18 protein-coding genes and 1 pseudogene are annotated in these 25,892 nt (G+C 66.2%); 5 read left to right on the top strand and 14 right to left on the bottom strand.

Translation table 11 applies throughout. The annotated features are described in order from the left end of the window. The first annotated feature begins 3 nt into the window (after positions 1-3). Positions 4-1,263 (top strand): exonuclease SbcCD subunit D, encoded by a 1,260-nt coding sequence (locus ACIQF0_RS26425; RefSeq protein WP_401033412.1) that lies wholly within the window; start codon positions 4-6, stop codon positions 1,261-1,263. Next, positions 1,260-4,259 (top strand): AAA family ATPase, encoded by a 3,000-nt coding sequence (locus ACIQF0_RS26430; RefSeq protein ID WP_401033414.1) that lies wholly within the window; start codon positions 1,260-1,262, stop codon positions 4,257-4,259. Before ACIQF0_RS26425 ends, ACIQF0_RS26430 begins: the two co-directional genes overlap by 4 nt. A 135-nt stretch (positions 4,260-4,394) precedes the next feature. Here ACIQF0_RS26430 and ACIQF0_RS26435 read toward each other — a convergent pair whose 3' ends face one another. The 3 genes from ACIQF0_RS26435 to ACIQF0_RS26445 all read right to left on the bottom strand — a co-directional run bounded on the left by ACIQF0_RS26435 (position 4,395) and on the right by ACIQF0_RS26445 (position 9,420). Beyond that, a complete protein-coding gene (locus ACIQF0_RS26435; protein WP_401033416.1) occupies positions 4,395-5,423 on the bottom strand; it encodes a hypothetical protein in 1,029 nt (342 codons plus the stop codon). 68 nt (positions 5,424-5,491) lie between these two features. Then, positions 5,492-6,838: a serine/threonine-protein kinase gene (locus ACIQF0_RS26440; protein WP_401033418.1), complete on the bottom strand. Its 1,347-nt coding sequence runs from the start codon at positions 6,836-6,838 to the stop codon at positions 5,492-5,494. A 32-nt stretch (positions 6,839-6,870) separates the two neighbouring features. Continuing rightward, a complete protein-coding gene (locus tag ACIQF0_RS26445; RefSeq protein ID WP_401033420.1) occupies positions 6,871-9,420 on the bottom strand; it encodes a chromosome segregation ATPase in 2,550 nt (849 codons plus the stop codon). 319 nt (positions 9,421-9,739) lie between these two features. Here ACIQF0_RS26445 and ACIQF0_RS26450 point away from each other — a divergent pair, with 319 nt between their 5' ends. Continuing rightward, on the top strand, positions 9,740-9,865 hold the full coding sequence (locus ACIQF0_RS26450; RefSeq protein ID WP_401033422.1) for a hypothetical protein: 126 nt from the start codon (positions 9,740-9,742) through the stop codon (positions 9,863-9,865). A 151-nt stretch (positions 9,866-10,016) separates the two neighbouring features. On the opposite strand, the gene ACIQF0_RS26455 is transcribed toward ACIQF0_RS26450, so the two are convergent. The 11 genes and pseudogenes from ACIQF0_RS26455 to ACIQF0_RS26505 all read right to left on the bottom strand — a co-directional run bounded on the left by ACIQF0_RS26455 (position 10,017) and on the right by ACIQF0_RS26505 (position 23,791). Further along, positions 10,017-10,688, bottom strand: coding sequence for a hypothetical protein (locus tag ACIQF0_RS26455; protein ID WP_401033424.1), 672 nt, complete (start codon positions 10,686-10,688; stop codon positions 10,017-10,019). Next, on the bottom strand, positions 10,688-11,236 hold the full coding sequence (locus ACIQF0_RS26460; RefSeq protein WP_401033426.1) for a hypothetical protein: 549 nt from the start codon (positions 11,234-11,236) through the stop codon (positions 10,688-10,690). Before ACIQF0_RS26460 ends, ACIQF0_RS26455 begins: the two co-directional genes overlap by 1 nt. Continuing rightward, complete coding sequence (locus ACIQF0_RS26465) at positions 11,233-12,459, bottom strand: hypothetical protein (RefSeq protein ID WP_401033428.1); 1,227 nt, start codon at positions 12,457-12,459, stop codon at positions 11,233-11,235. Before ACIQF0_RS26465 ends, ACIQF0_RS26460 begins: the two co-directional genes overlap by 4 nt. 668 nt (positions 12,460-13,127) lie before the next feature. Beyond that, the gene (locus ACIQF0_RS26470) at positions 13,128-14,030 is read right to left on the bottom strand and encodes an FRG domain-containing protein (RefSeq protein ID WP_401033430.1); all 903 of its coding nucleotides are present in this window, start codon (positions 14,028-14,030) and stop codon (positions 13,128-13,130) included. A gap of 136 nt (positions 14,031-14,166) precedes the next feature. Beyond that, positions 14,167-14,712, bottom strand: coding sequence for a hypothetical protein (locus tag ACIQF0_RS26475; RefSeq protein ID WP_401033432.1), 546 nt, complete (start codon positions 14,710-14,712; stop codon positions 14,167-14,169). A gap of 1,031 nt (positions 14,713-15,743) precedes the next feature. Further along, positions 15,744-19,103 (bottom strand): hypothetical protein, encoded by a 3,360-nt coding sequence (locus ACIQF0_RS26480; RefSeq protein WP_401033434.1) that lies wholly within the window; start codon positions 19,101-19,103, stop codon positions 15,744-15,746. 88 nt (positions 19,104-19,191) lie between these two features. Then, positions 19,192-20,436: a hypothetical protein gene (locus ACIQF0_RS26485; RefSeq protein ID WP_401033435.1), complete on the bottom strand. Its 1,245-nt coding sequence runs from the start codon at positions 20,434-20,436 to the stop codon at positions 19,192-19,194. Positions 20,437-21,020: 584 nt separating this feature from the next. Next, positions 21,021-21,533, bottom strand: coding sequence for a hypothetical protein (locus ACIQF0_RS26490; RefSeq protein WP_401033924.1), 513 nt, complete (start codon positions 21,531-21,533; stop codon positions 21,021-21,023). Between the two features lie 85 nt (positions 21,534-21,618). After that, positions 21,619-22,053: pseudogene (locus ACIQF0_RS26495) on the bottom strand (DNA cytosine methyltransferase); the annotation flags it as partial. Continuing rightward, positions 22,050-23,075: a TRM11 family SAM-dependent methyltransferase gene (locus ACIQF0_RS26500; protein WP_401033437.1), complete on the bottom strand. Its 1,026-nt coding sequence runs from the start codon at positions 23,073-23,075 to the stop codon at positions 22,050-22,052. The pseudogene ACIQF0_RS26495 and the gene ACIQF0_RS26500, both read right to left, overlap by 4 nt. After that, positions 23,072-23,791: a hypothetical protein gene (locus tag ACIQF0_RS26505; protein ID WP_401033439.1), complete on the bottom strand. Its 720-nt coding sequence runs from the start codon at positions 23,789-23,791 to the stop codon at positions 23,072-23,074. The genes ACIQF0_RS26500 and ACIQF0_RS26505 overlap by 4 nt, the downstream gene beginning before the upstream one ends. A gap of 741 nt (positions 23,792-24,532) precedes the next feature. On the opposite strand from ACIQF0_RS26505, the gene ACIQF0_RS26510 reads away from it, so the two are divergent. Together ACIQF0_RS26510 and ACIQF0_RS26515 are read left to right on the top strand one after the other, a co-directional pair. Further along, positions 24,533-25,345: a hypothetical protein gene (locus tag ACIQF0_RS26510; protein ID WP_401033441.1), complete on the top strand. Its 813-nt coding sequence runs from the start codon at positions 24,533-24,535 to the stop codon at positions 25,343-25,345. Between the two features lie 86 nt (positions 25,346-25,431). Then, on the top strand, positions 25,432-25,749 hold the full coding sequence (locus ACIQF0_RS26515) for a hypothetical protein (RefSeq protein WP_401033443.1): 318 nt from the start codon (positions 25,432-25,434) through the stop codon (positions 25,747-25,749). The last annotated feature ends 143 nt before the right edge of the window (positions 25,750-25,892 follow it).

Genomic DNA, 25,892 nt, shown 5'->3' on the forward strand with positions numbered 1-25,892 from the left:
ACGATGAGAATCCTCCACACCTCCGACTGGCACCTCGGCCGGATCACCGACAAGGAGCCGCGGTTCGCCGACCACGTCGCGGTTCTCGCCGAGATCGTTGCCATCGCGAAGAACGAAGCACCGGACGTGATCATCCACTCCGGCGACCTGTTCGACCATCCACGACCGTCCTACAAGGACATGGTGAAGGCGAGCGAGGTGCTGCGCGAGCTCGCGCAGATCGCCCCCGTGGTGGTGATCTGCGGCAACCACGACTCGCCCGACCTGTTCCGCTTCATCGCGAGCTGGCTCGGCCCGGATAGTCGCATCCGGTTCGTTGACCGGCCGGCCCCGGCGGCCGACGGCGGCATCCTGAACTTCGCCGGCGCAGACGGGGTCGAGTTGAGGCTCGCGGTGCTGCCGTACGTGCACCCCAACAGGATCATGCACGCCTACGAGGACGCGAACGACCTCCGCAAGCGGTACGCGGAACGGGTCAGCGCGATGCAGCTGGTGCTTGCGGAAGAGTTGTTCCGCGACCTGGATCCGCAACGCCACGTCACCGCGTTCGCGGGCCACCAGTACCTCAGCGGGGCGGATCTCGCCCGCCACTCGGCGTCTCCGCACGTGCGTGACCGCTACGCGACCGAGGCAGGCGACATCCCGAAGGTCGGGTACGCGGCGTTCGGGGACATCCACAAACCCCAGAGGCTTCCCGGTGCCGGAGTGGTCGGCCGGTACGCGGGATCCCCGCTCGAGCTGGACTTCGGTGAGCTGGGCGAACAGAAGAGCGTCGTGATCGTCGACTTGGTGCCTGGGGCAGACGCGGAGATCCGGCTCGTTCCGTTGACCGCCGGACGCCGTCTGTGGCGCTTCACGGGCACGATGGACGAGCTTCGGGCAGTCGCACCGACGATCACGGACCAGTTGTGCCGCCTGGAGGTGACGACACCGAAGCCGGACCCGACGTTGTCCGAGCAGGTGTACGCGCTCCTCCCGAACGCCACGATCCTGGACATCGCCGAGAACCCGGACGACCGCCGGTTGCAGGTGGTGGAAAGGGAACGGGAACCCGGCGCCGAACCATCCCTTCAGGACCTCTTCGTCGAGTACCTAGAGGAGAACGGAACGTCCGGGACCGCCGCAGAGAACATGCCGCCGTTGTTCGCCTCGCTCCTGGACCTCGGGGAGACGGACGACATGACGATTCCCGCGGTGGCTCAGGTCGAGGAGTTGCTCGCCAAGCCGCTGACCACAGAGGTGGACGAGGAGGACGTCGCGTGAGGCCCGTCGAGCTGAAGGTGTTCGGCCTGCGCTCGTACCGCGGGGAGCAGGTGATCGACTTCACCGGCGTCGATCTGATGGCGATCATCGGGGACACTGGCGCAGGCAAGTCCTCGTTGCTGGAAGCCATCTGCTTCGCTCTCTACGGCGTGTGCACGTGGCCCGTCCAGGGCGGCGGTGGTGGCCCTCTGATCGCGTCCAGCGGTGACGGCCTGATGCGCGTCGAGTTCACGTTTCGCGTCAAGAACGAGACGTGGAAGGTCACTCGCGCAGCTGCTTCCCGCGGTGTGACGCCGCCCCACCACCTCGAGTGCCTCGACACAGGGGAGGAGGTCGACGGGTCGAGGAAGGTCACTGAGCGGATCACCGCTCTGATCGGGCTCGACTCCAAGACCTTCCTCCGGGCGGTGATGCTGCCGCAGGGAAAGTTCCAGGAACTCCTGCAGAGCAGCGATTCAGAGCGCAACGCACTGCTGAAGAGCGTGCTGGACCTCGACTCGCTCTCGGAGATGCGCAAGCGTGCCAAGGCGATGATCGAACGGCTCACACGGCCTCTGCACGAGACCGAGCTCCGGCGTCGAGAGCTTCCCGCCGACCCCGCAGCCGGCATGGCTGACGCATCACGTCGCTTCACCCAGTCCTCCAAGGTGCTCGAACGTCTGGAAGCCGTTCAGAACCGTGTCGGCGAAGCACGAGTGCAGGCAGAGGAAGCGGGGCGCCGGGAGAAGGAGCTTCGTCGCATCGGAAAGCGGTTGGGGGACAAGTCCCGCGCCGGTCTGCAGGACGAGTTCGCTGGCCTGGTCATCGCGGACACGCGCTTCGCCGAGGACGAGGTCGCGCTGCGGCAGGAGCTCGACCAGCACGAGGCCGAGGTACAACAGCTGAAGGACGAGCTGGAGGCCGCGGAGGAACACGGGATCGGTGTGGCCTCGACGGCTTCCGCCTTGACCGTTCTCGCCGCAACGGCAGAGCAGGTTCCGGCTTGGCACGAAGAACGGGGCCGCCTCGCAGCCGAAAGCGCCGCCATCGCGGAGTCGCTCGCCGAGCTGGAGTCGAGTGAGCGACGACTCCCGGTGCTCGCGGAGAAGACGGAGACGGCGCGGAAGGCAGCCGAGCTCGCGGCTGGCGAGTCGAGCACCGCGACGGCCGAAGTCACCGAGTGCCGGTTGCTGCTCGACAAGGCGCGAACCTCCGCCAAGCTCGCCGACACGGCGGACGGAGGTGTGAACACCAGGCGCGAGAAGGTCAAGCAGCTGGCAGACCGCGCACTCGTGCTTGGCGAAGCACATCAGGGAGCGACGGAGGCTCTGGAAGCCGCCCAGGACCACCTGCGTGCGGCCTACCAGGCCGACGCGGTCGCTCACGCGGCTGCTGGGGTGAGCGCCGGTGACGACTGCCCGGTGTGCGCCCGCAGCCTGCCCGAGACCTACCAGCCGCCGCTCGGTGCCGACATCTCCGCCGCTGAGAAGTCCGTGGACGACGCGAAGAAGGCGCGCGTCATCACGGACAAGGCGGTGCAGAAAGCACAAGAGTTGTTACACAAGGCGGAGGGTGAGCTCGAGCGGGAGGTCGAGGCGGCTCGACTCGCCACTGTCGCGCGTGAGGACGCTCTCGGCGAAGCAAGGGCCCGCATGGGGGCGGTTGACCTGGAGGTCGCCGACGACGTCCTGCTCGCCGCCGTCATCACTGCAGCGGGTGCCGCCTGCACGCTCGCTGAGGCCACGGCGACCGCGTTGAGCGAGGTGCGCAAGGAACACGATGATCTCCGCGCCAGCATCGACACGGCCAAGCCCTTGATCAGTCAACGGGCACAGAACGAGAGGAGCGCCGTCCGCAGTCTGGATTCGAGGTGGAAGGCGATCGAGGACAACCTCCGGAAGCTTCCGTTCTACCGCGAGGCGGAGATCACCCCGGCGGCCATCCAGGCGGCTGTCGAGAGAGCCCAGACTCAGGAGATCGCACTCGGCCACCTCCGAGACCGGCAGGAGCGAGCGGAGACCGCCGCCGGGGCATCGCGCAAGAACGCGGAGAAACTCCGCCAGCGGCGTGACGAGCAGATCGAGAAACAGAGAGCGGCCTTGGTCGAGGAGTTGAGCGTGCTAGTGGAGCGCGCCTCGGTGGTGCTGACTGCGTTGGACCGCGAGGGGATTCCCGGACGCGGCTCGGAGCCCGCTCTCGCGGACGACGCGGCGTGGGCCGCTGACACGGTGGTGGCGGTCGCGTCCGCTCTCGAAGCGTGCCTCAAGCAGGCGGACGCCTGCCAGGCCGAGGTCACGGAGCTGCGGCATCAGATCGCGTTCGCGTACGCGGGCGTCGAGGCCTCTGATGAGGATCACCTCGAGGTGCTCGTCCGCAGTACGAACGTCGAGGTCGAGACCGCCAGACGCGAGCGCAGGGAGGCGGAACGGGCTCTTCCCGTCTGCCAGGAGCTCGACGCCCGGCTCGCTGCGGCACGTCCGTTGGTGGAGGGGCTCCACGAGCTCGTGAAGCTGCTCGCGGACGGGAAGTTCGTCGACAGCGTCGTGCAGCGCCGGCAAGGAACCTTGCTCGGCACGGCAAGCCAGATCTTCGAGTCCATGACGGACGGCCGGTTCGGCTTCGCTCCGAAGTTCAAGATCGTCGACACGACCACCGGGCAGGTCCGCGACGTCAAGACGCTGTCCGGCGGCGAGACTTTTCTGGCCAGCCTGGCGCTCGCGTTGGCACTTGTGGAGGTCACGTCGCGAGGCGCAGGTCGCGTCGAAGCGCTGTTCTTGGACGAGGGGTTCGGGACTCTCGACACGAACGCGCTCCATCAGGCGCTGGGAGAGTTGCATCGCAACGCGGGCGATGGCCGCTTGGTGGCGGTGATCAGCCACATGCGAGACGTGGCGGACGACTTCGAGAACATCCTCATGGTCGAGAAGTCGCCCAGGGGCAGCAGCGCTAGGTGGTTGTCGCCGGAAGAACGCGACGAACTGATGGCGGATGACCTGGCTTCGGGACTGAGGTCCTGAGCCGCCGGGCTCGTCGTGCGCCGAGCCCTTGACATCGCGACGCCGTGGTCGGCCACAGGTGGTGAGGTTCTGGCCGACCACGACAGTCTCCGGCCGAAGCAACCGTGACCGATGTCAGTGCTGTTGGGCTCCGGTTCAGTCACCCTGGAGGTGCGGATCTGCCGGGAGCAACCCCAGCGATCTCAGGATGCGTCCGGTGTCGGCTCCGTCAATGATCATGTAGGAACGGGGGCGCCGGACGTCGTGGGCGTAGGCGTCCATCATGCCGACCACGCTGGGCTTGATCTGATGGCAGTGCTGAAGGACGAGCAGTTCTGCGGGCTCGGTGAACAGCCGGTCGATCTGGTCTCCGTTCTTGCCCAGGGCCTTGACGTCCATGGCACGAGGGTGGCCCGGACCCTTGAACAGCCACGCGGCCGACATCTGGCGCCCATGGGCGAACACCCGTGACGTGTAGAGGTCGGAGCGCTCGCCACCCCAGTCCTTCGGAACGTATGACTCGCCGATCACCCTCGCGAAGGCGTGTTTCACTGTGTCCTCCGACACCCGCAGCACCGCTTCACTTTCGGCCGCGGCGAAGGGGGACGCGAAGTCGACTCCACTGAACTGGCCGATGTCGCTGGGGTAGATCCGAGCTCCCGGTGCCCGTCCTCCCGCGGCGGGGTCGTCTTCGACGAACGACCTGACTCCGATGAAGACCGGCCTGAGCTCGACCCTCTGCGCGCCGAGACCGGTGACCGTCCCGATCAGATAGACCCGCCGGCGGCCGGCGAGGCCGCCGGGCGCGGACGCACTGGCGACTCTCGCCGCGTTGAACGTCCCGGTGACGTGCACCGGCTCGCCCGGCTCGAGCACCGCGGTGAAGCTGGCCGGCTTGAAGCCGGGAGCGTCGCGGTCGCGGTCTCGCTGGAACGTGAACTCCAGTTCAGCGCCCACGACCTGTCCCTCGCGCAGGTCCTGTTCGAGGACGCACCTCGCCAGTTCGCCGACTCCTAGCGGGGCGAGCGCCTCGCCAAGTTCTGCGGCGAGCACGTAGGGGAATGCCGCTTCGGGATCGCTCCTGCGGGCAGCCCGCGCCCGTGCTGACTCCGTCCGCTGCTCGCCGAGAAGTGACTGAACCTGGTCCTGGTGCAGGAAATACGGTTCGAGCGCGATACGCGTCATCGACGACATGATCCTTTCGGCTGATGCGGACCAGAACTTCTGGGTGTGGTGGTGTCGGAACGAAAAGGTCACGGGACGTCCCCGATCAGACGGAGGAACTCGTCCACGTCCTGTGGCCGGTCGGCCGGCCTGTGCTGGGTCGCCTCCGCCACCACGCCTGTCCACGGCCCACTGGTGGGCAGCAGTGGGAGGTTCTGCTCCGGTCGTTCTCCGGTCAGGATGGCCGCGATGAGTCGGCCGATGCTGTAGATGTCGGCGGCGGCCGTCACGTGGTGGGGGTTTCCGGAAGCCAACTCCGGCGCGGCGAATCCCTCGGAGCCGAAGCCGGTACCGGTCCTGGTGCGGCCCGGTGCGCTGGTTTCGCCCCGGGGCTGCCGCCCCAGCCCCCAGTCCGCCACGACCCACCTGCCGTTGAGCAGCAGGACGTTGGCCGGCTTGATGTCGCGATGGATCCTGTCGTCGGCGTGTGGGCGGCGCAGTCCCTCGCAGACCGCAGTGACGAGGTCCCGGAGGGCTCTTGCTTCCCGCCGTAGGCGGTCCACGTGGCCCACGGCACTGCCCTCCGCGAGCGGCATGACGAACCACCGGCCGCCTGGGTCTGAGTCCAGGACCGGCATGACGTTCGGATGCTCCCCGTAGAGGCGTCCGATGGAGATCTCACGGCGCATGCGGTGCAGGGCGTCTTCATCGCCGTAGCGGAGTCGCTTCAGTGCAACGGGGATACGGGTGTGTTTGTGCACGCCGCTGTAGACCGCACCCTGACCACCTTCGGCGAGAGGTTCTTGGTCCCTGTCGTAGTCGGACTTCGCGCCGCGCCCGAGCCACCGCACAGCGGCCCACGGCGCGGTCGCGCCCAGCTCGGTCGAGACGTCGTCGGCGAGCAGCGAGCGGGCCACCTCGATGACGTGGTCCCGGTACGGCCCATCACGGTGTCCACAGAGGATGGTCAGCAGCGGCTTGGCGGCGGGATGGTGCGTGAGCTCGCCGACCAGACGGAGCGACTCCGCGTCCTGGGTCGACCGCCGTTCGCCGCGTCGGCTCTTGTGTTCTCGCCCGGCAGCGTGCAGCTCAGAGTGAGGGGCCCAGCCCAGGGGTGGATGGCGGATCGTGCCCGCCACGTAGTCGTGCTCCAGACCGACGCACCCGGCTCGGGCCAAGGCGAGTGCCACGTGATCAGCCCGATCACCGAACTTGGTCGTGATGGTCTTCCATCGGCGCGGCGCTGTGGTGGCCCAGTTCCAGTCGGCGTCGTTGACGAGACCGTCTGGCCGTTGTGGGGGAGTGGGCGGGTGCGCGCGCAGGTACACCCGCCGGACTTTGGGGCGGCCGGCGCGGTCGCGGCCGAAGGTGCCGTCGGCGTTCGTCGGCTGAGCATAGGCACGGAGTCCTTCGGGCACGCCAGGATGGCCGGGCATCGGGAATTCCCCTGCTGGGTGAGATGGTTCGATCACGCTGTGCCCTCCTCCGGGGTGTCCTCATCGGACCCGTCGTCCGCAGGGCGGTAGGAGGTCAACCAATCACGAAGCAGCTCGACGCGGGCGCGGTTGGCCTCGTCTCCAACGATGACAGGTGCCTCGTTGTAGGCCATGCTGTCGGAACGGCGGCGGAGTTTGACGTAGAGCCCGGACGCCTCGATGGCGTAGCGCTCCATGTCGTCCTGCAGCGCGCCGATCACGGTGATGTCGCGGTCCTTGCCGATCTGTTCGAATAGCGCGACCGCCTCGCGGCGATGCTGCTTGCCGAGGTTGCGGCCGAGCTCGTCGAGGACGAGCAGCAAGGGACGGCTTCCTCCTCCGGCGAGCGCAGCGGCGCACACCAGTTTGACGGCCTTCTCGTCCATCTGAGCGGTGTTGCTGCGAAGGTTGTAGCCAGACATCCGTTGCCCTTCGGCGCGCCGCCACTTGGGCGTGACGGTCCACTGCCACGGCCGATCGGAATCCGCGGGTGGCTCGGGTTCCGGGTAGTCGAGGCCCGCCCCGTACCCGCCGTAGCGTTGGTCGAGGCGGTCGAACTCATCGCTGACCTTCTTGAGCCTCGCCTTGATTCCCAGGGCGAGCGACGCCCGGTGTGCTTGCGAGGTCTGCTCGGCCTCGCCCAAGCCCTTCCGAGCCGCCTCCAGGTCGCTGGTGCGTTGCGCACGTTGAGAGGCGATCTGCCTTTGCTCGTAGAGGTCATGCCGTTCGGTGAGCCTCAGATGGGTGCGCAGCGCGCGGATGAGGTCGGGGACCAGGGGGATTCGAACGTCCAGACCGCCGCGTTGCCAGCGTTGCTCGATGAGCAGTTCCCGGATCTCGGCGGGCATTTCGTCGTGCGGTGTGCCGTCGGGGAAGCACCTCCGCACGACCTCGTTGACCTGGTGCTGCGATTCCTCGTTCCACCAAGCGGTCGTGCGGGTGTGCAGCTCGGTGCCCAGAGCCAGCAGGAACCGGTTGGCGGACTCGGGTGAGTCTCCCCAGGCCGCCTCGCGGCCGGGCAGATCCAACGCCAGTCGCTCATCGGTGAGCTTCGTCTTGGTTTCGTCCTGATCGGTCAGCTCACGCATCAGGCGACTTTCGGTGCCGCGCAGGTTCTCGATTCGCTCCTCGCGTGCTTGCCTCGCGCCCAGTACGTCGGCGTAGGCCTTATGCGCTGTGTCCAGCACGGGCTTCAGCGCAGTGCGCTGTTGTTCCCGTCCCTGGTTGGCCGTTCGCAGTTCGAACATCTTCAACGCGGTCGCATCCACCTTCTCAGCGGCTGCGGCCGCTTCGGTACGAGTCTTGGCTCGTAACAGCGCGTGCCGTGCCGTAGCGAGGATCTTCTCGGCCTTGGTGAGGAGATCGGCTTTCTCACGATGGTCGGCGCGGGCCGCGGCGATGCGCGCGGCGCGGCCGGTGAGCGGCTCTGCGAACTCGCCCACGACGAGCACCCCAGCGGCCACGTCGATCTCCGCGGGCTGGGCGCCCGCCCGGCCGAGGATCGCGGTCAGGAACGTGGTGAGGTCGAACCTCGGGTCGGCACTCGCGGGCAGGCTGGTGCTGTGGGTGGGCGCGTGCGTTGATGGGGGGTCGGCGATGACGAGCGTCGCAGTCCCTGACCGCCCCGCGAGTTTCGCCTGGGCTTCGCCAGCGTGCCCGCGTGGAATCACGATCGCGCCGCGGTAGGGCACGAGGCGGGGTTCCCAGTCGCGTCGCTGGCCGGGGTTGAGCTGGACGACGTCCAGCAACGGGGCGGCGGGGATGTCCTCCTCACGCAGCGCCTGCAACTCCTCTGCGGCGACGTCCTCACCGGATTCCGCGGCGGCGAGCCGCTCGCGCGCTCGTTCCTCGGCTTTTTCGGCGACTCCCTTGGCGCCGAGCGCCTGTTCCACCCCCGTGAGAGCATCGGCCTCCTCGGTCTGCGCAGTCTCGACGCTGCGTCCGTCGGCACCGCGAGCTTTGTCCGAAAGCTGCCGATGTTCCTCAGCCAGTTCCTCTACACGCCGGGCGACGACCTGATGATCGGTGTCCAGCTGTTTGTCGCGTTCGTTCAGTTTCTTCCAGCGTCGTTCGGCGTCGCGAAAGGTGCGGTCGAGCTCCTCGTCATCGTTCAACTTGGCGAGGTCGTCTTCCACAGTTGACAACTCGGCCTGCAGTTCTGCGGCGCGGACGTCCAGGTTCTTGAGATCGAGCCGGATCTCGTCGGTGCGGACGATCCCGTCGAGCAACAGTCGCGCGCACCGGGCTTTCCACGATTCGGCCGCATCGCCCAGCAGGTGGCGAGCTTCGACGCGCCGGGTGATGCCGGTCTCGACCACCGCCATGTCGAGTTCCCAGCGGTCGAGATCGTCCGTCGCGTCGCGAACGTCGGTGCGGTGTTTGTGCTCGGTTGACCGGAGGGCCTGCTCCTGATCGAGTTCGCGGTCCAGCCCGGTCAGAGTGGCGATGGCGTCGAAGATCTTCCGCGGGTCCAGGTCGTTGAGAGGTTGGGCGAGCAGATTGGCCGCCGGACTGGAACGCACCGAGGTCGACAGGAACGACACGCACCGCACGTGGCCGCCGTACAGGACGGAAGCGAGCCGGTTCGCGTGGAAGTCGGTACGTCCGTTGCTGGTCGGGAGTGCGTCCCACAAGATGTCGGCTCCCGCGGCACGTTCGGACTCGGTCGCCCCGTACGGGACGTGGAGCCCGTTGTGCCAGCGCAGATGCACGTGTGATGCCTTGCGGTTGATCCGCAGCCACACGGTCAGGGCGCTGGCTGACAGTTCGGCGACCGTGTCGGCCCGAGGATCGGCGAACACACCGATCACATACCCGCGGTCGACGCTGGACCAGCGGGATTCCTGCGCCGCGAGCTCGGCCGTGAACAGCAGCTCCGCCGCTGCGGACGCGCCGCTGGCCAGCCGCCATTGCTCGTCGGCGTTCAACAGGCTCACCGCGGCGATCAGGGAGGACTTCCCGGCGCCGTTGGAGTCCTTCGGGCCCTGACCCGCGACCGTGACCAGGCCTTGGCTGATCATCGGCACCGGGTGCGTGGACAGCCGGGAGATGTCGACCACCTGGACGCCGACTAACACCCGGTTGCCGACGACGTCGAACGGGCCGGCATCACCGCCCGCAGACCAGGTTCGGGCTGTGCTCACAGTTCTCCTCGGGGATGTGCGCGGCGTGCTCGAATCGCGGCCGCCAGCGGACTCTGCGGCGCGGCGGCCAGAATGAGCTCTTGCTGCAACACTCGACGTGCCACAGGTGTCAGCCGGTGGAGCTGGGAACCGGGCAGGTAGGCGGGCCCGTCCGCAGCAGCTCGGCCACGGGTCGGCGCGAGCTGCACGAGTCCAGCCGCACGCAACCTCCGCAAAGCGGCACGAACGTCCCCTATTCCCGGCTGCGCGTAGCGGAGCAATTCATTGGCGGGAGTCGGTCGCGCGGAGATCCAGGAGTCGCCGGACAGCTTTCCCTCGCTACGGGGAATCGCGATCGAGTGGATCAACACCAGCACGAGCACGGCCCGATCGATTACGGGGAGGGCGTTCCAGCCCGCAGCGGTCAGTTCGGCCGCCACGTCGTCGCGGTAACCCGATGTCCACCGCGCGTCGCCCACCGGGACCAGCGTCCGCCCCACCTGGTGCAACAAGCGCTGGAGGTTCCGGCGCAGCGTGGCATCTCGCAACGCCGTCATCTGCACCTCGGGTACCGGCTGGGTGCTGTGTTCCACCGCCGCGAACGCGGCCAGGACTTCGTCGCGGTGTTGTTCGCTCAACTCGGCGAGGATCGGCTCGAACACCGGGTGCGCCGCGTTCGCGCTGGTCATCACGACCCTTCCACGTCGCCGCAGCCGATGTCGGCGGAAGAGGGCATCATGCGCCACAGCTCGCGCAGGGCGCTGAGGTCCGCTGATCCCCATGCCGCGACCCGCGGACCGAGCCGTACCGTCTGGCCCGGCTCGTCCCACAGCAGCCAGGCGGCGCCTGCCAGACGCCGGATCGCCCCGAGCAAGGCTGTGTTCGAGGCGGCCTCAGTCCGGTTGATGATCGCCCCGAGCACGGCTGCCACCTCGTCCTTCGACGCGGGCCTTCCTGGCCACATCGGCCCGGTCGGGTCCGCCCAGCAGCAGCGCAGGCACGCGGCAAGCACGCGCGCGGTGTCGTTGGGATGTTCCACGGCGAGCACCGGCAGTCCCAACTCCTCCGCGACGCTGGGTCTCGCGGTCTCGGGAACCGCGGCCAGCAGCCACACCGCCGTGACGTCGGGCTCGACCAACCGCAGCATTCCTGAGGGGAAGGCACTGCTTGGTGCCACGCGCTGCGGGCCTGAGGCGCGGACGCGCGCCCACCACAGTGCCGTTTCGGCCTCGGTCACCCCGCGTCTCCGTTCGCCCGGTGACCGCGCTGGAAGCGTCCGTGCGACGTCCAGGACGGACTGGCGGTGACCTCGACACGGAGGCCGTCTTCCCACACGAGTTCGTAGTCCAGATCAGGGTGGTGGTGGATGGCGGTGAGTTCGGCGAGCACGCGACGTGCTGCCAACCAGTCACCGGCGTCGTCGAGCACGTCGACAACGCTCACCGAGTCCGAGTCCGAGAGCAACCGTTCCGCGATGGCCCTGAGTTCCTCGACGTCATCGGCGACACCGGCCTCGGCCTCGGGTTCCGGCTCGACGTCGTCCGAACGGGGAGGCGGAAGCCTCGTCGTGTTGATCTGTCGTCCTGATTCCACAGCCTCGATCAGCGCGTGAGGTGAGAACCACGGCGCGGGGGCGTCGAAGACGAACCGGTCGAGCACCGCCGCGAGCACTTCCGGGCTCGACTCGCGACCGAAGGTGACCCACGCCTCCACCGGGAGAAGGCCCAACGCTCGTGTGGTGCCGGCTTGCGCGATCAGGCGGCCCGCAGCCGCGTCGATCGCGTCCGCGTAGGCAGCGAGTGCGACCCGGAGTGCCGCGCAGTCGCGATCGAGCTCGGTCCATTTGCTCAGCACCACGGCGTGGACGTCTTTCGCCTGGCTGATCAGCGACTCGTTGCCCCAGAGGAGCTGGGCGTTGTCGCCGAGTGCCTCAGCGGTGCTGCCCGCGGCGAGGATTGCCAGTTCATTGCCCAACAAGCGGAACACCTTGGTCAACCGTCGCACGGAGGCCGCGCCGTCGGCCGCCGTCGCGTTGGCGCTCTTAACGTTCAACTGCTCCAAGGTCAGGAGCTGATGCAGTTCCGACTGGCCGCCCTGCTCGGCCATGCGCCGCAAGAACAACAGCATCACGTAAGGCGCGAACGCGGCCCGGTGGAAGCGTTCGTTCGGCCGGTCGTTGATCCGGCTGATCGCGCCGTACTCGCGTAACACGTCGAACCGCCGCCTCACCACCGGACCATCCCACTGCCGGCACTCGGCGACAGCCTGCTCCGCCGTCAGTCCCTCGCTGCCAGCCTCGGCGAAGGCTTCCAAGATCGAATCGTCGACGTCGATCGTAGTGAGATCCAGGACCATCGCCCCCGCCTCGCGGGCCAGCACGGCGAAGACCTGGCGGTAGACCCGCAGCACCGCGGCCTCGCCGGCGAGATCGTCCAAGGTCAGCTCTGGCGGGTCGGTCAACGCGATCGCTCCTGTCTCCAGGTGGGTACGGACACCACTCCGCTCGTGCGCCTGACACGGACGCGGCATCCCTTCGTTCGGGCACAAGCCAGCCGTCTCGCGATCGACTGTAGGCACGTACCTGACAAACCGGTGGTGCGAACAAAGGTTCGAGTGGCTGCATGTGTCAATTCTATGGGGCCATTCGAGTTATGCATTCACCTTTCACTGCTCCAATACGGTTAGTCGATGGGCCACGCAATGAAGGAATCCAGCCCGATTCCTGCCGGTCATCGGCCGTGCCCGCCACCAACTCCATCGAACGGGTTCCGTGGTTACTCATGGCTTATGTGAGCACCCACGCCGTCAGCTCATCGGCGACGACCTGGGCGCGCTCGGCAGCCAGTGGCAGTTCAGTGCAGCCAGTCAGTTCCATTGTGCAACTCTGACGTCGGCCAGATTCGGGAAAAGTACTGGCCGACGGCAGGCCCTTAGCTGGGGTGTGGCTCCTCAGTCGAAGTTGGTCAAGCCAGGCAGTCGGTTCTGTTTATGAGGCCATTGCCGACCGCCCATACTGAGCATCTCGGCGGTATCCGCACGTGTCTGAACACGCGAGCGCAGATCCCTCCCGCCTCTGAACTCTCAAAATTCGGTGCCTCGGGGACATCACGGCGGTCGGCTAAGGCGACCTAGTCAAGCTGTCCCCGGACGAGCCCTTCGCGGAATCCATCGACGTCTGGAAACAACACACGTCGGCGTCGGTTGTATGTGTGCTTCAGCGGCCCTCTGAGCTCGTCCTTGACGTCTGCGGGGATCACGATCGCGCAAAAGGAAAGCGTCTCTGGGCTTGCCTCACTCGAGCGCAGCATCTCCAGGAGTCCCGCCGCCGGCCGTGGTCCGATGGGGTTCAGCCCTCGGATTCCGACTGCTTCGTGATGCTCGGGGACAGCTGAGCCGATGAAGAATCCTTCCTGCGCCTTCATGCGCTCGTCCGGGAGCGCGGAGAACACCCGAAACATGCGGCTGGCTGCCGCGGACTTGTCGAGCGCCAGTTCATAGGCGCCCTCAAGGGGCCGCGCCAACTGAGCGTAGGTGTTTGTCACGTACTGGAAGCTCTCGTACCACTCCGTCTCCGTAACATCGATCGCGAACACCACACCATCGCATCGACCGACCTGGCCCTTGCTGTCTGGCCTCTGCTCTTCAGCCGCGAACCACATGGCGGTCATCGGGTTCGCCGTCACGTCGACCAGCCGCGTCGGAACACCGTGGTGCTGCAGTATCGCCAGCATGTGCAGGTCGGTCGCGGACGGACCGAGGTCGCGACCCAGTCCCCATCGACGCGCCTCGACGAGAATTTCCTGCTCGCGCTCGCGAACGCGGGCTTCAGTGGCCTCCATACCTCTGGCCTCGATCTCGCGAATCAGCGACGAGCTGAGGTCCCATGACGCGTTGTTCTGTCCCCTCCATGCGTAGGTTCTGTCCGGGGAGAGCAAGGCGATGCGGCCGATGACTTCGAACAGCTCCTGCGCGGTGCGGACCCGCAAACCCCATCCATGAGCGAGCCAACCCTCGAACTTGGGAAGATCCACCGACGCCTCCTGCCGACGAAGACCCGCATCGTGGGTTCTGCGTGCCCGGAGCATCGTCGGCGACGAGATAACTGTTACGCGAGTGAGTCACGGCCGGTGGACTCCGGTCTCGTACACCTGCGCGGTTGATGTCTAGCTAGAACCAGAGCAATGTGGTGCGTGAGACGCGGCGCAAGAGCCTGATCACTTTGCTCACTTCCTTGGAGCCCTCCGGCTGACGCAGGGCGACGTCGAGGAAGCCCATCGGCACGCCGTCCGCGTACTCATCGGCCCGGTGCGCCTTGATCATGGCGGTAAGGGCGTTGCCCATGACGTTGTCGCCGTTCTCGTTGGCAGGTTTGGCCAGCGCGAGATTGAAGGCGACCGGACCGACCAGCGTCTTGAGGCGACGATCGAGCATCCAGCGTCGGATCCGTCCCAATCCTCGCGCAGCCACCAGGACCTTGGACGCCCAGATGTAGTCGCTCATCCACAAGGAAGCATCTGGTCGGCCTGGCCCGAGTCCTGCTTGGTATGCCACCGCTTCGGCCAGCATTTCGCCAGCGGCCTCCTCGACTCGGTCTTGTGCGAGCACGCGCCGCTTTGCTTTCTCCTCTCTGTCGACTCGCCACGACGCGAGGATCAATCCAGCGATCCCGCCTGCTGCAGCCGACGCGATGATCGTGTTGGGTTCGAACGGCACGAGTGCTCCTCACTCCGGTGCGATGGCGTTCATGAGCTCCAGTCATGACGAGCCTCGTGGCCGCCATCACTTTGGCCATAGGGCGCCGACCGGCGAGATGACTATCTCTCGGAGCCAGGCTGACTCACTCCGCCGAGGGCCGCCGGTCCGCAGAACGTATGTGGCTCTGCCAGTCCTTGTCTTTGGTCGCGTCGATCAGCATGTCGAGAAGGATGCGGGCGACGGCGGGTGTGAGTTCCGGCAGCTCAGCTGGAGGGATGAACGTCAGGGGGCGTCGGTCGGCTTGTCGTCTCGCACGCTGCGGCTTGGCATCGACGCCTGACGTGTCACGATGATCTGTATCCGACATACGTGCACTGTCGTCCCGTGCCGGCGGACCCGCGCGGTCACCGACCCGATCAGGTGAAGCCTATGAGAACGCTTTGTGCATCTGAGTCCTCCCGTTGCTTCACGCGCTGCTCGGTCTGCGATCGGCAGTGCGCCGAGCGGCTCGAGACCGACCATTGCTCGTTCGTCTTGTTGATCGGAGCGTGGAACCGTTAGGGGATGGCTGTGGAGATCGCCTCACTTGCTAGCTGGTCTGAATGGCTCGCGTTCGCTGATGCTGTTGCTGTTGCTGTTGCGCCTACGTGTCCCGGTGTCTACTTGGCTCGCACTGGGACCGGTCCGGTTGTGTACGTGGGGATGGCTGGAGAGCGCCGGGGTCGGGGACTACGAGGACGTCTCGCCGTTTACACGAGCGGTAAGGCTGCAGTGAGTGGCTTGGGTGAGGCTGCCTTCAATCGGGCGGTTCGTCACCCTGGTTGGATACGTGATCGGCTCGCGGATGTCGAAGCGGGCAAGCGGAGCACCGCAAGGAGTTGGGCTCGATCGGCCATCGACGCGGCTGATCTGTATGTGAGTTGGGCGTGCACAGCGGATCGCGCCTCGGCTCTGGAACTTGAGCGTCAAGCACTGGGACTGCTTGCCGCCGAACATCTGTGGAACGTTCGGCGGCCGGTAGCCGGGTGAGGGCACTGCTTGCAGTCGCTTTACGGGGAAGTGCTTGATTTCAGGCGTCTGCGTACGACGAGATCGTTGTCTTCCGCCAGCATCGCGCGTAGGCAGGCAGGAAGTTCTCCGGCACGCAGTGCGACCGCTGCCCTGACGGTAGGGGATGGGTCGGCCACGAAGGGCTTGAGTTCATGTGCTGACACCTGTGCGCTGCCTACGCCGATCGCACGGACTTCGTCGTTGCCGTGGAGCAGAAGGCTGGAGGCGCGATGTGCGAAGGTACTCGACGCTCCAGCGACTGCACGGATCGTGAGAGCGCCCAGCGGGGCGAGTTGATCGTCGAGGAGAAGCTGGGCGGCTGCGGCCGAGATTCGGTCGGCGAACTCCCGTTCGGCCTCGCTAGCGGCCGTCGTTGGGACGCGTCCGCTGGCGAACGCCTCTGCGGCAGCGGTCAGCGCACGCGGAGCCAGCTTGTCGGCACCCATGGGAAATCTCGCGCGGCTCAGCGGATTGTCCGAGTCGATCTCCACGAGATCAGACGCAGACAGTCGCGGACCTTCGTACAGCGCGAAGAGCCGAGGAGCGAGATCCGCCGCGGTCGACCGTGGAAGTCGCGGGATCAGTCGGCGAAGCGCTGTGACAACTTTGGCGCGGGAACTCGCAGCGTCGTGGTGATCTTCGGCCAGCAGGAGGAGTTTCCACGCGACCGCGACCGAGAGGTCCTGTAGCGGGCCAGTGGCGATCGAAGCGGCCTCGTCGGGTACGTCGGACGGGGGGATCGTCGGCTGGCTCGAGGGCGCGTCGTCCGAGATGGTCGACCGCGTGAAGTAGGTCCGTCCGATGAGAACCGGCTCGTGCCCCGTGCAAACGTTGGGGGAGAACTCGATCGGAGCTGGGAGGTTGAGGAGATGTACGAGCAGTTGGACTGCTTCGGCTTCTTGTGTGCCGATGACGGTAGTGGTGCGTTCGCGCCCGTGCGGCTTTCGCAGCAACACTGCGCATACGCGTCTCGCCAGGAGTTGGACGGCTGACGCTTCAGGCGACCAGGCGGCGAGGGCGCGGAGTGCGAATTGATTGCCTTCTTCGGCCATGGCGGTGATGACGGGCAGCAACGGGCCGCACGTTTCAGCCGGAAGCATCGTCACCAGGTCCCACAGGTTGTGTGGTGGTTCCGCTCTGCGGAGTAGGGGCGTGATGGCCTCGCACAGGTCGTCGCGGCGCGAAGATACGGCGTAGTAGGTGTTAACGAGCAGATCGCACAGCTCGAAAGGTTGTTTGAGATCGCCTGCGACCATCGGGCCTGCGATGTCCAGGATTCTGTCGACAGCCGATTCGGGGATCCTCGCCCCGAAGGCAGCGACGGCTTCGACGGCCTTGATTTGCGGTGTTGGGCTGGCATGCCTGGTCTTCCATGGTCCCCTGATGTTCTCAAACAAGATTTCAATCGTTGGTTCGACGTCGTCGTCGCGGATGACTCGAACCTGCGCGGTCGTCACCTGGATCGCGGCCGTCCGGTTGTGTCGCTGCGGCGACCGCAACCACATGCTGACGTCAGTCGCAGAAGGAAGTGTTCGGGCTAGCGAGACTGCCTTCTTCGCCTCTCCGGCGGCGACGTAGCACCACACAGCTTCTGCTGGTTCTTGCGCTGCCTCGAGCACATCACCGAAAAGTTTGAGCGCCAGCTGGTGCTCCTGCAGATGCCCACCCACCCGAGCGTCGAACAGGTAGTGCCGTGCCGAGCCGAACGCGTCAACGACCTTTTTGGAGTGCGCGGTTGCATAAGCGAGAAGAGCAGGATCGAGGTGCTCGCCCAGCAAGCGGGTCTGGTCAGGAAGTGCCTGCACGATTGCCAACACGTCCCAGTTTCGGGGATCGATGTCACCGCAGTCCCACGCGACGTAGCGCGCTGAACGCGCCGCTAGCCTCACATCGCCGTGGTAGCCGTGTTCGGAACTCGCCATGATGGACTGTCGCCAGAGGTTGATCGCTCTGGAGGCAAACCCTCGAACCGCATGCGCGTACGCCGCCCGAGATGTCACGAGTCCTTGAGCGTGGCGGAATCGGCCGGCCGACGCTTCATCGATCAGGTCGTTGTACGCCTCGGCGAGATCGAGTTGGTTAGCGTCCAAAGTCATCCGTGCGTCGGCGATTGCGCAGCGAAGCCGGGCCCGGAGAACGACGTCCCGGGTTTCGACTTCGGCAGCAAGATCACGCAGCTGCGCGAGCAGTTCCGAGGTGCTGTCGACAACGTCTGTGACCGACGAGCGAGGAGGCAGGAAGTCGAACAGACCGTCTGTGAGCGACTGCTCGATCACCCGACAACACAGCACGGCAGCGTGGGGATGACGCTCGTGGACGAGTGGCTCAAGCGCTGGAACAGCCGTCGCGAGGTTGGTCCCGACATCGCTCCATCCCGCAATGCTCTCGACCAGAGACAGTTTCGACCTCTGCTCAGGCGTGAGATCAGACTCCATGCTGGCGAGCTCGTAGTGCTCCGGGCGATACACGGAAGCTTCGCTGCCAAGCGCTTGTTGCACGGCTAGATCGAAGCGGACTGCGAAGGCCGCGTCCCGATCACCTCCAGCCTGCAGCGCTCGTGCTTGTCGCCGGCGCATCACCACGGCATGGCCGGGAAAGCGGTTGTCATCAAGGCTTCGCGCGATCGATCCGTAGAGGACGGCCGCGGCGGGCGGGTCCGAGCTGTGCTCCGCGAGCTCGGCATCGCGCTCTGCCGAGTCGAGGCCAAGCACCTCGACTGGATCGTCGATCAAACCGAGTGAAGCAGGAGCCGAGGTCGCTTTTGGGCCCGGCGTGAACCCACACCACGCTTCAGCCCAGTGCCCACCGAACACGGCATATACGAGGTGCGGCGCGTCTCGAAGCTTCCGACCGAGGGCTTCTGCGCCCCACACCTCGATTTCGAGGTCGGCCGCATATGCGGTTTGGACAGCCGCCACCGCGTCGACGATCTTGGTGTCGGTCTCGGTTGACGCGGAGATCACCACGACAAACCGTCGCGGATCGAACAGTCTCGGGGCTTGCGAGTGACCGGATCTGGGTGGGCCCGCGTACTTGTCGACGATCGAGAGGAGTTTGGCTGGCGTGATCCTTTTGTGCCGCTTGACTTGGTACAGGCAGTGCGTGCCGGACCGCTCCCGCTCGACAACGTCCAAGCCGTACTGCTTCTGCCCAGAACGACCGTAAAACTGAACACCGAGGTTGTCCCGCCGGCTGATGATCTCCGCCACGAGGGACTCGAAACCTTCTGGGCTGAGCTTGGATAGAGGCAGTGCCGAGGGGTTCTGCGTCGGGATGGGCGGCTCCCACTTCAGGCCGCGTACGACGACATCGGTTCGCTTGAGCCTTGCGACACCTGCATCTTCCCAGTCATTCCTCATACCGAGGCCCCTCCAGACTGCGCGCCAAGGCTCTGCTGGTGCTGCGTCAAAGCTCGAAAGTTGCTCGTTGCGGCACGTGCTTCTGAGATCAACTCAAGACCATCTCGTTGAACATCGCTGCGGTGGGGAAGTCTTCCCTGACTGCACGCAGGAGTCCCCGGCGAGCGAAGTCGTAGGCCAGCGCGTGTGCGGCCATAATCTGGGTCTTGTCGGGGTACTTTGCGCCGTGCACGAGCCGGCTGCGCATCTCGTAGATGCTGCTCAACTGCTTGGCCAGAGTGTGTCGATCGTCGGCATGTTCGGACAGATAGTGGGCGCCGTGTACGCGGAAGCGGTAGCCCAGATCGCCTCGTCGGGCATTCTCATCGTAAGGCAGTAGCAGGGCTTCCAATGCGATCGTGAAGTCGAGCACTCCATCGGCGTAGCTGTCGCGTGCCAGCCCTGTAACGAAGCGGTGTACTGCTAGATCACGCGCCGACGTGGGCTCGCTGATGTGATAACGCTCTAGCCGCTTGGCTGTTGTGACGATGGCCGAGAGATCCTCGGCGGTAAGATATGTCGCCTCGCTGGCCCCACGAGATCGCTGCGGCAGTATCAGTGGCTGGTGTGGACGACCATCGAAAACCCAAGGCGGGCTGGCGCGCTCAACGGCGAAGCGACCTCTGACTTGATGACCAAGCAACTGCAACGCGGTAGTCAAAGGCGACACCCGATCATGGCGCCACACGCCCTGTTCGTGGCGTGGTCCCGAGAGGTGCAGTTCCAAGACGGTGTAAGGGATCTCGTTGAAGTGGGTCATCATCGATGTGACACCACCACGTTCGTCGAAGATTGCGCCCTGCTCATACGGCGAGAGAGACCGCACCTTGACCTCGCCAACGCTGAGTGCATCAGCGCCGTCTACGTAGACGCCGCTGAGGGGCACACTGATGATGTACCGCAAGTCGTTGGCAGTCGCGACCTGTAGCACCTCGTCGGCGAACACAAGGGCTGACGTCTCATCGGCGTGCGCAACGCTCGGCAACATCGCTAGATGGTGATGCAATGCAGGCACAACGATGGATCGCATGACCCAGCCTGTCGGGTCATCCCCGAACGAGGGCGCGCCGCCGAGCCTAACGAGGTAGCCCTCGGACGCCGGTATGGGTGCCCAGAACGGCAGCTTGGCGTGATCAAGCTCGACGAGCTGCGCTGAGCAGTCTCGAATCGCAGTGACCTCTTCATCATTGAGCCACGGGGGTTCGGGCAATGACGGATGCCAAAACGAGAGCGCATTCGCAGCCTCGGTGAGGAGTGTTCCTCCCCACTCAGTTGGACTCGCGCGTTCGATCACTGTGCGGCGAACGTCGAAGGTGAGCGGTGCGCTGGCCCGTGCCAGACGCTGTATAACAGCCCTGGCGGTTCTAAGGTAGATCGCGACAAGGTCGGGCCGTAGCTCCTCGAGCGTAGTCGTCAGACACCTCCTTGAAACTGGACGAACATCGTTCCCGGTCGGGGATCCGTCCTCCCCAATTTCTTGGCGGCTGGCAGGATCGCTCAAGACCATTACTGATTCGGGGCGATCCACACTACTCCGGGTGCAAGCGAATCGAACCGCGACGCGCCGTCACACTGCCGCGACCTCCCCGGAGGACTTGCACATGGGATCGGTGTAGAGCAGAGCCGAAAGGTCGTCGAGTAGCAGCGAGACCGCGTAGGCGGCTTGTTGTGGCACAACGCCGTTGCCCAATGCACGGAGTTGTGCCGTGCGTGGGAGCGGGATAGAGGTGACCCAGCCTAGCGGGAGACCCATGAGATGTTCGACGAACGTCGGCGCGAGCACAGGGCTGCCGTGGTGTCCCCGTTGGGTGGGATGCGGTGCGGATCTGCCGAGCAGGTGTTCCCAGTGCCGTACAGCTGGGGCGTAGTCGCCCCAGTTCATGGTCCCGGATTGGCCTTCTGCGAGGTCCGGTTCGCGTCGTTGTGAGACAGCAACTGGATGATCGCCGAGGGCAGCATCAGGTCGCCTTTGGAACCGCGTTGTGCTGGGCAACCCTTGGTTCCATCGGTCGCTCGAGGTGTCGGCAGGAATGTCGAGTTGGTCTCCATCAGGCGGCACTGGTCGGACAGGGACGGTCCGCCGTCGTGGGTGCAGTGTGTGGAGGCCTTCGCGTCCGACGCTGTTGGCGTCGGTAGCAGCCGCACCGCGATGGACAACGGCATGCCCATCCCGTTGCCGTTGATCCTGCGTGCTCGATGCTTCTCGCGTCGGACGAGCCAGTGGCTGGGGTCCTCGGCGTCGTTCGGGTTGATCGCGGTCGGCGTGGGCAGCAGCCTCGCGGCAGCGGTCACCGCATCGTGCAAGCTGACTTGGTGTCCAAGCGCTCGCCGACGGGTTGGATCGGCGGCGCCACGGTTGTCGCCGTCGCGTGCTTGCGGCGTCGGCAACATCCGTGGCACGCGGTGTGCATGGCCAGGCGAGCAGGAACACGCGTTCGCGTCGGTGCGGGGCGCCGATGTCGGAGGCGCGGACGCTACGCCAGAGCGCGTCATACCCTGCTTCGGCCAGGTCGCCGAGTACACGGTGGAGTCCTCCGTTGCGCCAGCGAAGCGCGGCGACGTTCTCCACGATGAACAGCGCGGGTCGTAGTACGCGAAGGCCCGCCACTATGTCGGTCCACAAGCCACTGCGCTCGCCCTTCTCGATGCCGACGCGTCTGCCGGCGGCGGAGATGTCCTGGCACGGGAATCCGGCGACGAGTACGTCGACGGGCTCTACTGCGGCCCAGTTGATGGCGCGCAAGTCGCCGAGGTTCGGCACGTCGGGCATGCGCGCGGCGAGGATCTGTTGCACGTGCGGGTCGGGGTCGGCGCACCAGGCGATGCGGCCGCCGCCGAGTGCGGCCAGCACGCCGAGGTCGAGTCCGCCGTAGCCCGTGCAGAGCGATCCGAGCACGGGGCTGGTGCTCATGCCGCCCGGTTCCAGGCTTGTTCGTCGTTGCCGAGTTCGTCGCCGAGCTGGTGTGTGCGGGCGACTCCGCGGGTGAGCGCGCTGCGGAACACGAGGACGTCTTCGTGGGCGATCAGGTGTAGCGGGAGTCCGGCCTCGCGCTGTTTGCGGATGAAGTCGCGTTGGAAGAAGCTGCCGCGCGCGACGAGGTCGGTGTCGGCGGCGCGGGCGAGGAGTGCGACGTTGCGTTCGACGGGGATGAGGCCGGCGGTGCGGGCGCAGGTGAGGATCTGCGAGGGCAGGTCGATGAGTTCGGAGTGTTCGCGCCAGGGGCGGATGGTGATGGCGATGTGTCCGCCGGGGCGCAGGAAGGTGCGTAGCGCGGCGAGGATGCGGGTGAAGCCGGTGAGCAGGCGGTGGTGGCCGATGTTGGCGAGGTTTCCGCGGTCGAGGGTGTTGCCGTAGAGGTGGTGGTACTTCTGCACGCCTTTGCCGGGTGCGACCGCGACCTGACCGTGTGTCGACGGTCCGTAGGGCGGGGACGTCACCACGAGCGCGGCCTGTCCTACGTACTTGTCCGGCAGCAGCGTGATGAGCTGGCGCGCGTCGCCGTGGACGACCTCGGCTTCGGAGTGGTGGCCGTGTTCGCGGGCGAGGTTGAGGTTCGCTCGAGCGACGTCGACCCAGTGCGGTTCGTACTCGACGCCGACGGCGCGGCGGCCCAGGCGCACGGCTTCGACGAGCGTGGACCCGATGCCGCACATCGGGTCCAGCACGAGGTCGCCCGGTTGCGTGTAGTGGGCGACGGCGTGCCGCACGACCTCGGGCAGCATCTTCGCGGGATGGGCAGTCGACTCGGGGACGTAGGTGTTCTTGCGCTGGGACGCCGGTGAGGCCTGCGCGGTCGTCCACACCGACACCTCGATCGGGGGCGCGGAGTCGGTGGCGGTGACGGGTGGCGGCGTGCCGTCCGTCGGGCCGTCCACAGCTTTGTCCACACGAGTCGGGTTGGTGGCAGAGAGGCTCTTCATGGGCTTGCTCATCGGAGGTCTCCGCTCGTGTCGGTGGTGTCCAGCTGGGTGTGTTGGCGGTTGTGCGGCTGGGCGAAGACCAGGACGTCGGAATGGATGCGCAGGTGTGGTTGCGGCAGGCCGCGCACCTGCGCACGGTGTCGTCCTCGGGCCGCCTCGTCACCGGACGAACAGCCTGCGAGGTGCTCGTCGCTGAGCTGGAAGCGCCCGTCGCGCACTGGCACGTGGACGGCGACGACGTGCTGTAGGTAGAGCAGGTCGGCGTTCTGCGCGGAGGCCACGACCTGTCCTGTCGGGTCGTTCAGTTCTCCGGTTGTCCAGTCGCAGTGCGTGAGAACGACGAGGATGCCGCCGGAGCGCAGCACGTGTGCCGCGGTTAGCGCGACGAGATCGCTGGAGCCGTCGCCGATGCGGATCGGATGCACGCTTGCGATGACGAGATCAGCGCGCTCCAGCGCGTCGTGCGAGCCGACGTGCACCGCGCGGCCGAGACGTTCGAGGACGTGCTGGGCGTCGTCCAATCCAGGGTCTGGATCCGCGTCAGGTGAGTGCCGAACGACGCCGTCGTCACCGACAACACCGAGCAGCGAGCGGGTGCCACTGAGAGCGGACCACGGCAAGAGCGCGACCTTGTCTCCTGCGGAGCTGAATGACGACACGATCTTCTCGACGATCTCCGGCGGCCACGTGGCATCGAGGTCGATCGCGGTTGACCCAGAGGTCCACACGGTTGCCGGCGTCGGAGTCGAGGTGGAGCCTCGAGGCCGTGTCCGCGTGGTTCCCGCGGCGGGTTTCGCTGGACTGATGCGGCTGACATTCGGGGCGGTCGGCCACGGTCGACGATCCTCGTTGCGGCGACCGCGAGGTCCTGCTGGGCCAGGGCGGGTGCGATCGGCATGACCGCGGCGAGCGCGGTCGCCGGACGTGTCGGACTCGGTCACGGGTGTCCCCTTCACAGACTGGGTGCGCCGCGATTGCGAAGCGCTGATGACACCCCTGAACTCCGAAATAATGTCACCTCGGGGACACGTGAGCGCGGATTCTGGATTCCTCTTCGTGGATTTTCTGGTGTCTTCTTGGGTTAGGGGCATGGGTTCTTACCGAGGTGCCACCGACCTATTACCGGGCAGGTGGGCGGCCTCCTTCTGCCTGTCGTCTGCGCTGGCAGCTGGCCTGCCTCTTGACCTTCGTAGGTCGTCGGTAATTGCTTGGTAGTAGTGCGGCGCCTTTGCGGTAAGAGGTTGGTGCCACCTGTTGTGGCGTCCTGAGCGGGTCAATCTTTCGGCTCGTTCAGGAGTAATCTCATGACTACGTACCGCAGGACTGCGCGCTCTGGTTTCGGGCGCGATGGCATGCCCTTGGACGCCGCGCGATCGGCCTTCGAGTGGCTGGTCACCGGGCCGCATCCGGTATCGCTCGACGGCCGGATGTTCCCTGGCCTTCCGCCGCGACAGGTCCCTCTCGATGAGGTGCGCAAGCGACTGCTGCGCCGCGGCTGTTCGCAGAAGTTGCGCGACGAGGTGTGGGCACATCTGGTTCTGCGCGCCCGCACCGACGGCGCGACGTGGACGGTCGGTTGTGTTGGGGTGGCGCTGCCGGCGTTGATAGCCACCGCGTCGACGTTGTCCGCGAAGTTCGCCGACGACCCCAGTGACATCCACGCGGCGGTGCTGGCCGGGTTCGTCGCCGAGCTCGCCGTGGTGGATCTGCGCAAGCCCCGCATCATGCTGCGGCTGCGCTGGGCGGCGTACCGCGCCGGGCACGCCGCGGTACGCGAAGCACTCGACGCGCCGGTGCCATCAGGACACGGGTTCCGCTCGACCCTTCCGCCGCCCCCGTGGGGCCACCCCGACTTCGTTCTCGCTCGCGCTGTCGCCGAGGGCGCGATCACCGCCGTCGAGGCAGGACTGATCGGTTCGACGCGCCTGGAAGGCGTCGCTCTTGCGGATGCCGCAGTCGAACGCGGCTTGTCGTACGAGGCCACGAAGAAGGCGCGCCAACGAGCCGAGCTACGACTCGTCGCCTACCTGCGCGACGACGCCAGCACGGTTGCGGACAACGGCAGCGATCCGGATATCGCCGACTACGTCGCCGACTCGGTCGTCATCACCGACGCCGCCGAGAAGTCGGCGTCGGCGGTGAAAGTCCACAGCGGAGTGTCCCCGCGGCGGCGGATTCGCGGAGTTCAGTGCTGCGGGAGGAAAGCAGCTCCCGCGCACGCCTCGTCCGAGCTGCCTCAGTGCACTTCGGACTCAACTCCGGGAGTGTCGCGATGCGCCTGACACGAATCCCCGTTCGCTCTCGCCTCACCGAAAACGACTTCACACATCGGAGCGCTGCCGCTAGCCGCCGGCGTGTTCGCCGGTCGGTGTTGCTGGTCGCCGAGCTGGTCTTGGTGGCGTTGTTGGCCTCAGCGGCAACGGCGTACGCCGGCACATCAGTAATGGCGATCGCCGAGAGCGTCGACCAAGTCCTGAACAACATCCGTAACTGGTTGATGGGCATCCTCGCCGGCCTCGCGACGGTCGCGGCGACCATCGGCGGAGTACGCCGCGTCTTTGGTGGCGGCGATCCCAGCGAGCAGGAGAAGTCCAAAGAGGCCTTCAAAGCAGCCGGGTGGGGCTACGCCCTGGCCGCGCTCGCGCCGCTGCTCGTCGCCGTGCTCAAGGGCATCGTGGGGGCGTAGGCCATGTCCACGACGAGCCTCTTGCGCGGTCCGACGTGGCGTCGAACCGTCGTACTTCTGCTGGCCACGTTCCTCACTCTGATGGGTCGTGGCGTTGCGGCAGCCGAGCCGCCGACACCGCCTCCTCCGCCTAGTCCATCGGG

The sequence above is a fragment of the Lentzea sp. NPDC092896 genome (assembly GCF_044754905.1).
Classification (GTDB): domain Bacteria; phylum Actinomycetota; class Actinomycetes; order Mycobacteriales; family Pseudonocardiaceae; genus Lentzea.